Annotated in this window: 12 protein-coding genes; 6 read left to right on the top strand and 6 right to left on the bottom strand. The window is 65.9% G+C overall.

Annotated elements, in window-relative coordinates:
• Window positions 1–102: 102 nt before the first annotated feature.
• From NV382_RS15250 to NV382_RS15240, 3 genes are all read right to left on the bottom strand, one after another.
• Window positions 103–312: a hypothetical protein gene (locus NV382_RS15250; RefSeq protein ID WP_260597563.1), complete on the bottom strand. Its 210-nt coding sequence runs from the start codon at window positions 310–312 to the stop codon at window positions 103–105.
• A 358-nt stretch (window positions 313–670) separates the two neighbouring features.
• Window positions 671–2983 (bottom strand): TonB-dependent receptor, encoded by a 2313-nt coding sequence (locus tag NV382_RS15245; protein WP_260597562.1) that lies wholly within the window; start codon window positions 2981–2983, stop codon window positions 671–673.
• A 97-nt stretch (window positions 2984–3080) separates the two neighbouring features.
• Window positions 3081–4121, bottom strand: coding sequence for a Gfo/Idh/MocA family protein (locus NV382_RS15240; RefSeq protein ID WP_260600441.1), 1041 nt, complete (start codon window positions 4119–4121; stop codon window positions 3081–3083).
• A gap of 65 nt (window positions 4122–4186) precedes the next feature.
• On the opposite strand from NV382_RS15240, the gene NV382_RS15235 reads away from it, so the two are divergent.
• The 6 genes from NV382_RS15235 to NV382_RS15210 all read left to right on the top strand — a co-directional run bounded on the left by NV382_RS15235 (window position 4187) and on the right by NV382_RS15210 (window position 9693).
• On the top strand, window positions 4187–5095 hold the full coding sequence (locus tag NV382_RS15235; protein WP_260597561.1) for an aldo/keto reductase: 909 nt from the start codon (window positions 4187–4189) through the stop codon (window positions 5093–5095).
• Complete coding sequence (locus NV382_RS15230; protein WP_260597560.1) at window positions 5092–6159, top strand: LLM class flavin-dependent oxidoreductase; 1068 nt, start codon at window positions 5092–5094, stop codon at window positions 6157–6159. The genes NV382_RS15235 and NV382_RS15230 overlap by 4 nt, the downstream gene beginning before the upstream one ends.
• Before the next feature lie 131 nt (window positions 6160–6290).
• The gene (locus NV382_RS15225; protein WP_260597559.1) at window positions 6291–6899 is read left to right on the top strand and encodes an NADPH-dependent FMN reductase; all 609 of its coding nucleotides are present in this window, start codon (window positions 6291–6293) and stop codon (window positions 6897–6899) included.
• Complete coding sequence (locus tag NV382_RS15220; protein ID WP_260597558.1) at window positions 6892–8115, top strand: molybdopterin-dependent oxidoreductase; 1224 nt, start codon at window positions 6892–6894, stop codon at window positions 8113–8115. Before NV382_RS15225 ends, NV382_RS15220 begins: the two co-directional genes overlap by 8 nt.
• Window positions 8112–8507 carry a cytochrome C nitrite reductase gene (locus NV382_RS15215; RefSeq protein ID WP_260597557.1) on the top strand — a complete coding sequence of 132 codons (396 nt, stop codon included), beginning with the start codon at window positions 8112–8114 and terminating at the stop codon, window positions 8505–8507. The genes NV382_RS15220 and NV382_RS15215 overlap by 4 nt, the downstream gene beginning before the upstream one ends.
• 133 nt (window positions 8508–8640) lie before the next feature.
• A complete protein-coding gene (locus NV382_RS15210; RefSeq protein WP_260597556.1) occupies window positions 8641–9693 on the top strand; it encodes an energy transducer TonB in 1053 nt (350 codons plus the stop codon).
• Between the two features lie 14 nt (window positions 9694–9707).
• On the opposite strand, the gene NV382_RS15205 is transcribed toward NV382_RS15210, so the two are convergent.
• Genes NV382_RS15205 through egtD form a run of 3 tightly spaced genes read right to left on the bottom strand, consistent with a single transcriptional unit; the run spans window position 9708 to window position 12697 of the window.
• Window positions 9708–10577 (bottom strand): 3-hydroxyacyl-CoA dehydrogenase NAD-binding domain-containing protein, encoded by an 870-nt coding sequence (locus NV382_RS15205; RefSeq protein WP_260597555.1) that lies wholly within the window; start codon window positions 10575–10577, stop codon window positions 9708–9710.
• A gap of 49 nt (window positions 10578–10626) precedes the next feature.
• Window positions 10627–11709, bottom strand: a complete 1083-nt coding sequence (locus NV382_RS15200; RefSeq protein ID WP_260597554.1) for an oxidoreductase — start codon at window positions 11707–11709, stop codon at window positions 10627–10629.
• Window positions 11710–11719: 10 nt separating this feature from the next.
• Window positions 11720–12697 (bottom strand): L-histidine N(alpha)-methyltransferase, encoded by a 978-nt coding sequence (gene egtD / locus NV382_RS15195; protein ID WP_260597553.1) that lies wholly within the window; start codon window positions 12695–12697, stop codon window positions 11720–11722.
• Window position 12698: the final 1 nt, after the last annotated feature.

Below are 12698 nucleotides of genomic sequence, written 5' to 3'. Positions count from 1 at the left end.
GAGCGTCTTGCGGCGATATACTCTGGCGGTTCCCCGGCGCTGACCGGGGCCCACTTGCGTAGGTGGTCATGATCATGCGTAGCGCCAGTTACCTTCTCGCCCCTACTGGACCCCGGCTGCGCCGAGGAACTGTAAACGAGCGCCGCTGCTGGACGTCAGTACCGCGCACCCGTCGCTACCACCGCGATCGGAGAACGAGATGATGCTCGCAACCTTGGCACTGCTGCTCGTTTCGCCGCAACGGTGCACCGACATCAAGCGGGAATGCCGTGCCTGCACGGCGGCCAGCGGCAAGCAGCGCTGCTCGAACATCGGCATCGCCTGCCAGCCTGTCGCCCGCCTCTGCCATCCCAAGGATGCAAAAACGCCCGTGGGTAGGCCAAGAGCAGCAAAGCCCCGCGAGCGCTGACCAAACCGGAAACCCCGGCGTCGGGTTCTGTGGGTCCCACGGCTTCAACGATCATTGGACCCGTCTGCGCGGTCGATCGTTGCTGTTGCAGAGGAGACAGATGATGATCGACGAACCGCGCAAGGACGACGAGGACAGCGAAGCAGAAGCGATGGAAGAGGTACAAGAAGAAGCGGCGCATGAGCGCGAGGACGAAGGCGGCTACCAATAGCCGAACTGCCCGTTGCCCCCCGCGCATATTTATGCGCGGGGGCGGGTGGATCAGAAGTTCACGCGGCCGGTGATGCCGTAATAGCGATCGGCGTCGCGCGGGATGAGGTAGCGATAGCTGCCCCCAGGACCGCCGCTGGTGATCGCGCTGGCAAAGCTCTGGTCGAACAGGTTCTTGACCTGGAGGCTGACGCGGAAGCGATCGGCATTATCGACGATGCCGGCCGAGAGATCGACCAGACCATAGCTCTTGATCGTCGTCGCATCGCGGACAGCCGCCGACGCATCGAGCTGAGACAGCTGCTTTGACTGATAAGAGCCCTGCGCGCCGAGCGTTAAATCGACCACGCCGCCGGTGCGGATGCGGTAATCGGCGCCGAGCGAGCCCTTCCATTTGGGCGCATAGCCGAGCGTCGTACCATCGGGCACCACGCCGGTCACAACACCGTTGGTCGGCACCTTGAAGCGATCGATATGCGCATCGGTATAGGCCAGGCCACCACTGAACGAGAGATCGGGGACCGGGCGGAATACCAGATCGAGCTCGCCACCGCGTGTCGAGATTTCACCGGCATTGGTGAAGCGCGTGACGAGCACTCCGGCGACCAGATCAGGGTTGTTGGCCTGGAAATTATGATACTTGGCATAATAAGCGGCCAGGTTGAGCACGAGCTTGCCGCCGAAGAACGTGTTCTTGAGACCGACCTCGTAGGCGTCGGCGGTCTCCGGCTCGACCACGTTGGTGCCCGTGGCAGTCAGGTTGTAGAACACGTTGAACGCGGGCCCTTTATAGCCGCGTGAATAGGTCGCGTAGGCAACGGATTGCGGCGCCACGTCATATTGCAGTCCGGCCTTGCCCGACCAATTGCTGTTGGTGGTCTTGCCAGTGAATGGGCCGAAGCTCGGGTTGATGCCGGGACCAGCGAGCGTAGTCACGCGGTTGTGGAAGACGTCGAGTTGATCGCTGGTGTAGCGAAAACCGGCGATGGCACGGAAACGGTCCGTGAGGTTGAACGTCCCCTGACCGAAAAAGGCGAGGTTCTTGAACACCGAGCCGAACACGGCGGTTCCGGTCGGGCGTGTCACGGTAGCGCCGGTCGTCGAGCAGGGCGTCAGCACCGTCGGCGTTGGCGTCAGCGTGCAGACGACATCGTCACGTCGGAATGTGCGTTCGGTTTCGGCGCGCGAGTAGAAAGCACCGACGACATAGCTGAAGAACTGGTTCGACGGCGAGGTGAGACGTAGCTCCTGCGTAAAGGTATTCGATGTTTGCGGGCCAAAATCGTGCAGCTGGTTGAAGCCGACATAGGCCTGGGGCAGCCAGTCGCCGTCACGGATCTCCTCGTTGTCGTATTCGCGATACGAGCCAATATAGGTAACCGTCTGGGTGCCGAGGGTGGCGTCGGCCTGTAGCGACACGCCCCAGCTCGTCTCGTTGCTGCGGGTGACGAGATCCTGGTTGACGGTGCGCGACTTGTCGCCGCGGATGTCCGGTAGCACGCTGGCGGTGGCGTTGGTCGGCGTCGTGCCGATCACCTCGGCGCAGCAATCGTCCTTCGACTTGCGGTAGTCGGCGATCAGCGTGAAGGTCAGGTCCGGCGTCGGATCGGCCACGATCATGCCGCGTACGCCATAATGTTCGTAACCGTTCACCCGGTCGTTATCGTGCGCGATGTTGCGGATGTTGCCGTCGTAATTGCCGTAAAAGCCGGTGAAGCGGCTCTTCACATTTTCCCCGAGCGGCACATCCACCGCACCGCGCACGCGATATTCGTTGCCGTTTGTATAATAGCCGCCCTCCAGGAAGCCACCGAAATCGTTGCCCGGCCGCTTGGTGACGATGTTGATCACGCCGGCAGACGTGTTCTTGCCGAACAACGTGCCTTGCGGCCCGCGCAGCACTTCGATGCGGTCGATGTCGATCAGGTCGCTGAACGCCTCGCCCGCGCGGCTATAGACGACGCCGTCGACGACGGTGGAGATCGAAGGCTCGCCGGCGATCGAAAAGGTCGAGGTGCCGACACCGCGCAGGAACAGCGACTGGTTGATGGCGGTGCCGGATTTGCGGAAGTTCAAGGTCGGCACGAGATATTGCGCACCCTCGAGGTTCATCGCGCCCTTGGCGGCAAGCTGGTCGCCCGAGATGACCGAAATGGCGACCGGCACGTCCTGCAACCGTTCGCTACGCTTCTGCGCGGTGACGATGATGTCGCCGGTCGTGGCATCGTCCGTGTCGTTGGGCTCGGTGCCTGCGGATACGCCGGATTGATCGCTGACGACGCCGCCGACCGAATTGTCCTGCGCGTGGGCCGGCGCGGCAATCAGCGCGAGCGCCGCGACGCCAGTCAGGTAGAAGCTTTTCATCTATCGTCCTCCCTCAAATCCCATTCGAGCGATGGGTTATTCAGTTATGCCGGCTCTGACAGCGCAATCATGCTTGGCCGAGGCCAAGCGCGGCTTGTCAGAACCCCAATTCGCGCATCGTCACCACGCGGTGCTCGCGCGCGCTGATTTCCGCCGCGGTGCCGATCGCGACCGCCATCAAGCCGTCATGCGCAGTGACCTCGACCGGCCCTTGCCCGCGCACGGCGGCGTTGAACTTCTGGTGTTCGTAGAAGGTCGAGCCGTGATGGCTCCCCGCATTCAGCGCCGTCGCGTCGGTATGCACCACCCGGCGCGTGACCTTCTTGGGATTGCGGAAGCCGACGCGTGGCGCATGGACCAGCGCGCCTTCCGGGATCAGCACGTCAAGCCGTGCGTCCGAGCCGACCGCGGCGATTTCCTCCTGGTTCTCGGCGCCATCGGCGAACATCGACAGATCGAGCATCGCCCTCACCCCATTGGCGAAATCGACCACGGTGTAGCTGTTGTCGATGATGTCGGGCGTCTCGCCATCATAGCGTTCGTCGAGATGATTGACGTCCATCGCGCCCGAGCAATAGACGCGCACGGCCTCGCTCCGCACGATCAGCCGCATCAGATCGAAGAAATGACAGCATTTCTCGACCATCGTGCCACCGGTGTTGCGGCTGAAGCGGTTCCAGTCACCGACCTTCTCGAGGAACGGGAAGCGATGCTCGCGGATCGACAGCATCTGCAGCCGGCCAATGTCGCCATCATGGATCGCGCGGATGAACTCGGCGGCGGGCGGCATGTAGCGATATTCCATCGCCGTCCAGAACACGCGGTCACTCTGCCCGGCGCGATAGGCGACCCAGCGCGCATCCTCGATCGTCGTGGCCAATGGCTTTTCGCACAGAATGTGTAGCCCCGCGTCGAACAACGGCTCCAGCACCGTGCGGTGCGTATGATTGGGGCTGGCGACGATCACCGCATCGCACAGGCCGCTTGCCGCAAGCGCCGCGGCGCTGTCGAACGTCGCGACAGACCGGCCGAGCGCAGCCTGGCTGTGGTCGAGCGAGCTTTGCGTGGGATCCGCAAGCGCGGTCACCACGGCGCCGGGCGTGATGGCAAGGTTTGTGATATGTTCGATGCCCATCATGCCGGCACCGACCAATCCATAACGTACTTGCTCTACCACGCCTCTCGCCCTTATGTATGACAGCGATGTCTGACACCGATCTTAAGCCCGAAATGCGCCCGCTCGGCAAGAGCGGATTGCTCGTCTCACCAATAGCTTGGGGGATGTGGCGCTTTGCCGGCGTGCCGGTAGCGGAAGGACGCGCGCTGATCGAGGCAGCGTTCGATGCGGGAGTCACCCTGTTCGATACCGCCGACATTTACGGCTTCGATGGCGCTGGCGGATTCGGCGATGCCGAGGCGCTGTTGGGTCAGGTATTCGCCGAGTCGCCGGGCTTGCGCGAGCGCATGGTGCTGGCAACCAAGGGTGGCATCACCCCGCCCGTGCCGTACGATTCGAGTAGTTCGTATCTAGAGCAGGCACTGGACGCGTCGCTGCGCCGGATGCGCACCGATCATGTTGACCTGTACCAGATCCACCGCCCCGACATCCTGGCACACCCGCAGGAAGTCGCCGCCTGCCTCGAGAAGATGGTCGCCAGCGGCAAGGTGCGCGCCGTTGGCGTGTCGAACTACACGCTGGCGCAGACCAGGGCGCTGGCCAGCTATCTGACGATCCCGCTTGCCACCGCGCAGCCGGAATTCTCGCCGCTGGAGCTGGAGCCGATCACCAGCGGGCTGCTCGATCTGGCGATGGAGCGCGACATCGCCGTGCTCGCCTGGTCGCCGCTCGGCGGTGGGCGGATCGCGCAGCCGGGCACGCCGCAGGAACAGGCGGTCGCCGCCGCACTGGACATCAAGGCGGCAAGCAGCGGAGTCAGCCGGACGACTGCGGCCTATAGCTGGATCATGGCGCATCCGGCTCGGGTAATCCCGATCGTAGGCACGCAGAATGTCGGCCGCATCGCCGAGATCGCCCACGTGGCCGGCGTTCGGTGGACGCGCACCGAATGGTACGACGTGCTGGTTGCGGCGCGTGGGGAGAAACTGCCGTGACCAATCCTCCTTGCGAAGTCAGCTGGTTCTCCGCGCTGTGCGACGACGATTACGAGTTTCTGGGCGTTCCCGATGACAAGCTGAAATCCAGTTGGGCGCATTGCCGCGACATCGTGCTGCAGGCCGAAAGCGGCGGTTTCGACAATATCCTGCTGCCCTCGGGCTATGCGCTGGGCATCGACACCACCGCGTTTGCCGCGGCGATCGCACCGATGCTGCGGCGCATGGCGCTGCTGATGGCGGTGCGTGTCGGCGAAAGCTGGCCGCCGCAGCTCGCACGGCAGATCGCGACGATCGACCAGTTGCTCGGCGGGCGGCTGACGATCAACATCATTTCATCCGACCTGCCGGGCGAAACGCTGGGCTCGGCGCCGCGTTATGCGCGCACGGTCGAGGCGATGAACATCCTGAAGACGCTGCTGAACGGCGAGTCGCTCGACCATGACGGCGAATTCTGGAAGCTGAAGGTCGATCCGCCGCGGATCGGCATGATCGGCGGCAAGGCGCCGTTGCTGTATTTCGGTGGGCTGTCGCCGGATGCACGCGAGGCGGCCGCCAAGGGCGCGGACGTATTCCTGATGTGGCCCAATCGCCAGGAGACGGTGGCGGCGATCATCGCCGACATGACCGCGCGTGCCGCCGCGCATGGCCGCACGCTGAGATTTGGTTACCGGGCGCATGTCATCGTGCGCGACAGCGAGGCCGAGGCACGCACCGCCGCTGACCGGCTGCTCTCGAAGCTCGACGATGCCGAAGGTGCGGCGATCCGCGCCAAGTCGCTCGATTCGACCTCCGCCGGCGTGGCGGCACAGGCGGCGTTGCGCGAGAATGCCGCGGATGACGGCTATGCCGAGGCGAACCTGTGGACCGGCGTCGGCCGGGCGCGCTCCGGCTGCGGCGCGGCGATCGTCGGCGATCCGGATCAAGTGCTGGCCAAGATCAACGCTTACCGGGACATGGGAATCGAGGCGTTCATCCTGTCGGGCTATCCGCATGCCGCCGAGGCGGATCTGTTCGCCCGCCACGTGCTGCCGCACATCGACCATGCGCCGCTTACTCGTTGATCCAAACATTGCGGGTCGTGCCAAGTAGACGCTGAGCTTGTCGACGGCCGCCTAACGATGCGTGTCGTCCGATCCACCGTTTCGACAAGCTCAATGGCTACTCAGAACGAACCAGCGTGGTAGAACGAGGCATGACAACAATCGCACCAGACCGGCCGCCCATCGATCAGCCCCTCGTCGTTGGGATTGGCGGCACGATCGGCGGCACCTCCTCGACCGAGCGGGCGCTGCGGATCGCGCTCGATTCTGCCGGGCGCGAGGGCTTCCGCACGCGCATCTTCGGCGGGGCGGAGATGGGGCGACTGCCGCTCTACGATCCGCGCGCCGCGACGCGTACGCCCGAAGAGCGCGAGTTCGTCGATACCGTACGCCAGGCATCGGCGTTGATCATCGCCTCGCCCGGGTATCACGGCAGCATATCGGGTGTGGTCAAGAACGCGCTCGACCTGCTGGAGGAGACCGCGCGCGATACGGAGCGCCCCTATCTGGCCGACATGCCGGTCGGGCTGATCGCCACTGCCTATGGCTGGCAGGCGACCGGCAGCACGATCGCGGCGCTGCGCTCGATCGTCCATGCGCTGCGCGGCTGGCCGACGCCGTTTGCCGCGGCGATCAACACGCAGATCACCAAGTTCGACGATGAGGGCGGCGCAAGCGACCCGGCGGTGGTCGAGCAATTGTGCATGGTCGGCAAGCAGGTCGCGCGGTTCGCACCGCTGTCGATACACACCAATGGCTGACGCGCTCGACCAGTTGTGGGATCGCCGCCATGCGCTCGGGCTGATCGGGGTGGGCGCAGGTCTTGCGAGCGCGCCGGCCTGGGCACAGGCGCTGGTCGATCTTGGCCTGCCTGGGGGCAACGGCGCACGGCCGAGCACCAGCAATTTCCCCGGCAAGGGCAACATGATCCTGCAGCGCGGCCGCGCGCCGTTGCTGGAGACGCCAATGGACGCGCTGGACGGTCAGGTCTTCACGCCCAACGACCGCTTCTTCGTGCGCTGGCATTACAGCGATATTCCGACCGCGGTGGATGTGCGCACCTTTCGGCTGAACGTCGGCGGCGCGGTGCGGCGGCGCCTGAGCCTGTCGCTGGCCGAATTGCTGGCCATGCCGCGCATCGAGATCGCCGCGGTCAACCAGTGTTCGGGCAATTCGCGCGGCCTGTTCAGCCCGCGCGTGCCGGGCGCCCAATGGGGCAATGGCGCGATCGGCAACGCCAAGTGGGTCGGTGTGCGCTTGCGCGACGTGCTGGACCGGGCCGGTGTCGCACCGGGCGCCGTCGCGGTGAAGTTCGGCGGGCTGGACAAGCCGCCGCCTGGCGCACCTGCATTCGAGAAATCGCTCGCGCTGGATCATGCGCGCGGCGGCGAGGTGATGATCGCCTATCTGATGAACGGTGCGCAATTGCCGATGCTCAACGGCTTTCCGCTGCGCCTGATCGTGCCGGGCTGGTATTCGACCTATTGGGTGAAGGCGCTCGACCGGATCGAGGTGCTCAGCGCGCCGGATACCGGTTACTGGATGGAAAAGGCGTATCGCATTCCCGACACGCCCGGTGCGAACGTGCGGCCTGGCGCAAAGGATTTCCCGACCGTGCCGATCAACGGCATGGTGCCACGCGCCTTCTTCACCAACATCGCCAATGGCGCGAACGTGACGGCGCGGTCGCCTTTCTACATCCGCGGCCTGGCAATGGGTGGCACGAGCGGCGTGGCGCGGGTCGAGCTGTCGATGAACGGCGGACGTAGCTGGCACGCCGCGCCGCTTGGCCCCGATCAGGGGCGCTACGGCTTCCGACTATGGGAGGCGACGGTGCCGGGTGTCGCGCCGGGCCGGTACAAACTGGCGGTACGCTGCACGAACAGCACCGGCCAGACGCAGGTGGCGCAGGCGATCTGGAACCCGGCCGGCTTCATGCGCAACCCGATCGAGACGATCGCGGTGACCGCGGCATGAGCAAGCGGACGATCGCGCTGTCGGTGCTGGGGCTGATCGCGGTACTGGCAGTGGTTTGGGTCGTGCTGCTTCGTTCAGGTCCGACTGAGACCGCGGCGGCTGCGGGTGTATCCGGCGGCGGAGTTACGCTGGTGTCGGACCAGATCACGCTGCCTGAGGAAACCGCCGCGTTGCCGGCGGGTAGCGACCTTATCACCGCCAACTGCACCGCCTGCCATTCCGCCGAGATGATCGCCACGCAGCCGGTGTTGGGCGCGGAGCAGTGGCAGGCGACGATCGACAAGATGCGCACCGTCTACAAGGCACCGATCGCACCGAACGACGACAAGGCGCTGATCGCGGCGCTTACTGCCCTGCCCTCGCAGCGCGCGGCGGCACCAGCGGCGAGATAGAGCCGATCGCGTCTTGTGCGTGTCATGATCGTTCGGCACTCTCCGGATTATGAAACGCGCTCTTATCGGACTTTGCCTGCCACTGGTCGCGGCAGCCCAAACACCGCCGCCGATCATCGACATCGCGCCCCACGTGCGAAGCATCCCTAAGGCAGCGATGTCGCAGCGGTTGCTACTGACCTGGCGCCCGCAGGCGCAGTGCGACGGCGTGGCGCTCGAGGCCGCAGCGTTTCGCCAGCCGTCGGTAGGCATGATCTGGGGCGCGATGACCTCGCTGAAGCCGGTCGAGTATCGCTTCGACATCGGCGGCGATGGCCGCACCGTCGGTATCCGGCGCGACGGCGGCGACTATGTTCCATTCACCGACGATATCGGCCCGGCGCTGTCGGCGAGCCGCTTTGCCGCCGGCGCGCCGCGCACGGGCTGCACCGTACGGTTCGTGCCGCAACAGGCGCCGCTCGCCTCGGCGGCGCTCGACGATCTCGCCGCCTATTCGCTCGCGCCGACCGCGGGTGCATTGCCCAGGGAAGCCTGGGACCGCATCTATGCCGCCGGCACCTGCCTTCGTGCGCCGCGAGCGCGGCCGTTGACGCAGGTCTATCCGGACTTCGACAAGATCGAGGGCACACCGGGCGCCCGTGACTGGTCGATGGTCGGCTACGACACGGATGCCGCGGGGCGCCCGACCAACGTGCGGATCGTTTATGGCACGCACGATGCCGCACTGGACGCCGCGGCGGTGAAGGCACTACGCGAATCGCGTTATAGCGGTGGTGCCCGCGCCGGCTGCCTCTACCCGTATTGGCATGCTCCCGAGAAGCTCGTGGCACCGCCAATCCCGGACGAAGCCGGGTTTCGCTCGGCTCAGGCCACGTGCCCCGAAAAGCGCGACTGGGTGACGCCGCCGGTGCTGCGCTTCCCCGAGCCGTATCGTCGCCGATCGATCGAGGGCTGGGCGGTGGTCGCCTACGACATCGCCCCGTGGGGCGAGATCGGCAACGTTCGGGTGCTCGCAGCCGAGCCGTCGGACGATTTCGGCAAGCAGGCGATCCAGGTGATGCGCAGCGCCAAGGTCGCTCCGGCGGGCACGGGCGCGGTCGGCTGCACTGACCGGGTCAAATTCGTGATGGGCCCGGTCGGCGGCATGCAGAGCGATGAGGTCGAGGCGCCACCGCGGCCGTTCTGAGCCGATACGGAACGCTACCGCGTCGGCACCGGCTCTTCGCCCGAATAATCGTAAAAGCCGCGCCCGGTCTTGCGCCCGAACCAGCCGGCCTCGACATATTTGACGAGCAGCGGCGCGGGGCGGAACTTGGGATCGCCGGTGCCCTCGAACAGGACGCGCGTGATTTCCAGGCACGTGTCGAGCCCGATGAAATCGGCGAGCGTCAGCGGGCCCATCGGGTGATTGAGGCCGAGCTGACAGGCCAGATCGATGTCCGGGATCGTTGCCACGCCTTCGCCAAGCGCGAAGCACGCCTCGTTGACCATCGGCATCAGCACGCGGTTGACGATGAAGCCGGGCGCGTCGTTGGCGCGCACCACTTTCTTGCCCAGGCGATGGGCGTAATCCTCGACCAGGGTGACCGTCGCATCGGAAGTGGCGAGGCCGCGGATCAGCTCGATCAGTCCCATGACCGGCACCGGATTGAAGAAATGCACGCCGACGAAGCGCGCCGGATCCGGCGCGGCTTGCGCCAGCCGGGTGATCGGGATCGACGAGGTATTCGAGGCGAGCACCGCCTCCCCACCCAGCACCTTGCCGACCTCGGCGAAGATGGCGCGCTTGATCTCCTCGCGCTCGGTCGCGGCCTCGATGACGAGACCGCACGGCGCCATTGCCGCCACGCTGTCGACCGGCTCGATCAGCGCGAGCGCGGCGTCGCGCGCCGCGGCGTCGATCTTTTCCTTGGTGACCAGCCGCTCGAGCTGCTTGGCGATGCCGGCCTTGCCCGCCTCGGCACGCTCCTTGGAGATGTCGCTCAGCAGCACATGGTAGCCCGCTTGCGCAGTCACCTGAGCAATGCCGGCGCCCATCTGCCCTGCCCCGATCACGCCTATCGTCTGCATTCTCTGATCCTCTTCCGTACGACCGTGGGGTGGCCGCCTTATCGCGGCGTCAGATGGCGGACGTTGCCGCGGCGCGCAAGGCAGCGCGCTCGGCTTCGGTGAAGTCGGGTTCGACCGAGCGGCGCTCGGCGGCCGAGCGCGCCGCGGCTTCGAGCACGGACATGACCGCCAGCGCCTCGATCGGGTGCACCGGGTTCGTGCCCTCGCCACGCAGCGCGGCGGCAATGCCGGCGTAATAAAGCCGCTGATCGCCCGAGACGGCGGGCAACAGGCGTTCCCCGCCGTCGGCGTCGAAGGCGATCACGGGATCGTCATCCATGCCCCAGCCGGGCGCCCCCGGGCGCATGCCGGCGAGCAGTTGCTGTTCCTGGCCGTCGGGCTGCCGCTTGATCAGGCTGCCGCGGTCGCCATGGACGGTGAAGCGCGGCACGCCACCGGCAACCAGCATGCCGGCGTGCAGGATCACCCGGGCCTCGCCATAGTCGAGCACGACATGCGCCCAATCGTCGGACAGCGCGCCGCTGCGTTGCCGTGCGAGGTCGGCCTGGACACGATTGGGCAAGCCGAACAGCAGCAGCGCCTGATCGATCAGATGCGGACCAAGATCGAACCAGATGCCGCTGCCAGCGCCACCCGCCTCGCGCCAGCGATCGCGCACGATCGGGCGAAAACGGTCGAAATGCGATTCGAAGTGCGTGACAGTACCGGCCACGCCGTGCCGGATGGCGTCGGCAACGCTCAGGAAATCACTGTCCCAGCGCCGGTTGTGAAACACCGACAGCAAGCGGTCATGGCGTTCGGCGAGCGCGAGCAGTTCGCGTGCTTCGGCGAGGTCGAGCGTGAACGGCTTGTCGATCACGACGTGCTTGCCCGCCTTGAGGGCGGCGCGGGCAAGTGGGGCGTGGGTGTCGTTGGGCGCGGCGATGACGATCAGGTCGATCGCGTCGTCGGTTGCCGCAACGTCCGGATCGGCGGTGACCGCGACCCCTGGCACGTCGGCATGCACCTTGGCCGCATCGCGCGATGCCACCAACGTCAGCGCAAGACCAGGTTCCGCCGTCAGCAGCGGCGCGTGGAACGTCTTGCCGGCATAGCCGTAGCCAATCAGCGCAACGCGAGACAGATGGGTCATGCGCGGCAGATTATGGCGCGAGGCGCGGCGGCTGGGCTTCGGCGAGGATGACAGCGAAGAGGTCCTGCGGGTCGGTCCATTCGGCGATCGGGGTCCAGCCGCCGGCGCGGAGCAGCAGGCGGGCATCGCGGGGAGCGAATTTGTGGCTGTTCTCGGTGTGGATCGTCTCGCCAGCTTCCATGTCGAAGCTACGGCCGTCGATGGTGAAGGCAATGTCCTCGACCGCCTCCAGATGCATCTCGATCCGGGCGCGATCGTCGTTCCACAGCGCGCGGTGGCGGAAGCGGTCGAGCGGGATCGTGCCGCCGAGTTCGCGGTTGATACGCTCCAGCAGATTGAGGTTGAACGCGGCGGTGACGCCCTGCGCATCGTCATACGCCGCGGTCAGCACGCCGGTATCCTTGATCCGGTCCATGCCGATCAGCAGCATGGCGCCCTCGCCCAGCGAATTCTTCATCGCGCGCAGCAGATCGACCGAGGCGTGGGGGATCATGTTGCCGATCGTCGAGCCGGGGAAGAAACCGAGCTTGGGCAGGTCCGCCACCTGCGCCGGGAACGGCACGGGGCGAAGGAAATCGGCCTCGACCGGCAGCACCGGCAATCCCGGAAAAGCCGCCGCCAGCTCGGCCGACGAAGCGCGCAGGAAATCGCCCGATATGTCGATCGGCACATAAGCGGCGGGCGCGACGGCGCTGAGCAGGATCGGCGTCTTGGTCGAGGATCCCGAGCCGAATTCGACCACCGCGCGGCCGGGGCCGGCGAGCGCCGCCACTTCTGGGCTGCAATCGCGCAGGATCGCGGTCTCGGTGCGCGTCGGATAATATTCCGGCAGATCGGTGATCGCCTCGAACAGTTCCGAGCCGCGCCGATCGTAGAACCAGCGCGCCGGGATCGCGCGCGGCCGGAGCCCGAAGCCGCGCAGCACGTCGGCACGAAAGGCCGGATCGGCCAGCGACTGTTCGCCGTCCTCGATCTCGCGCTTCAACATG

This window comes from Sphingomonas endolithica (assembly GCF_025231525.1).
Lineage (GTDB): Bacteria > Pseudomonadota > Alphaproteobacteria > Sphingomonadales > Sphingomonadaceae > Sphingomonas > Sphingomonas endolithica.
The sequence above is the reverse complement of the archived record's forward strand: the minus strand, read 5'-3'. Positions and strand labels throughout refer to the sequence as shown.

Coding starts and splice junctions, on each gene's coding strand:
- NV382_RS15250 (WP_260597563.1), bottom strand. CDS start 312: ATGTTCGAGCAGCGCTGCTTGCCGCTGGCCGCCGTGCAGGCACGGCAT.
- NV382_RS15245 (WP_260597562.1), bottom strand. CDS start 2,983: ATGAAAAGCTTCTACCTGACTGGCGTCGCGGCGCTCGCGCTGATTGCC.
- NV382_RS15240 (WP_260600441.1), bottom strand. CDS start 4,121: ATGATGGGCATCGAACATATCACAAACCTTGCCATCACGCCCGGCGCC.
- NV382_RS15235 (WP_260597561.1), top strand. CDS start 4,187: ATGTCTGACACCGATCTTAAGCCCGAAATGCGCCCGCTCGGCAAGAGC.
- NV382_RS15225 (WP_260597559.1), top strand. CDS start 6,291: ATGACAACAATCGCACCAGACCGGCCGCCCATCGATCAGCCCCTCGTC.
- NV382_RS15220 (WP_260597558.1), top strand. CDS start 6,892: ATGGCTGACGCGCTCGACCAGTTGTGGGATCGCCGCCATGCGCTCGGG.
- NV382_RS15215 (WP_260597557.1), top strand. CDS start 8,112: ATGAGCAAGCGGACGATCGCGCTGTCGGTGCTGGGGCTGATCGCGGTA.
- NV382_RS15205 (WP_260597555.1), bottom strand. CDS start 10,577: ATGCAGACGATAGGCGTGATCGGGGCAGGGCAGATGGGCGCCGGCATT.
- NV382_RS15200 (WP_260597554.1), bottom strand. CDS start 11,709: ATGACCCATCTGTCTCGCGTTGCGCTGATTGGCTACGGCTATGCCGGC.
- egtD (WP_260597553.1), bottom strand. CDS start 12,697: ATGTTGAAGCGCGAGATCGAGGACGGCGAACAGTCGCTGGCCGATCCG.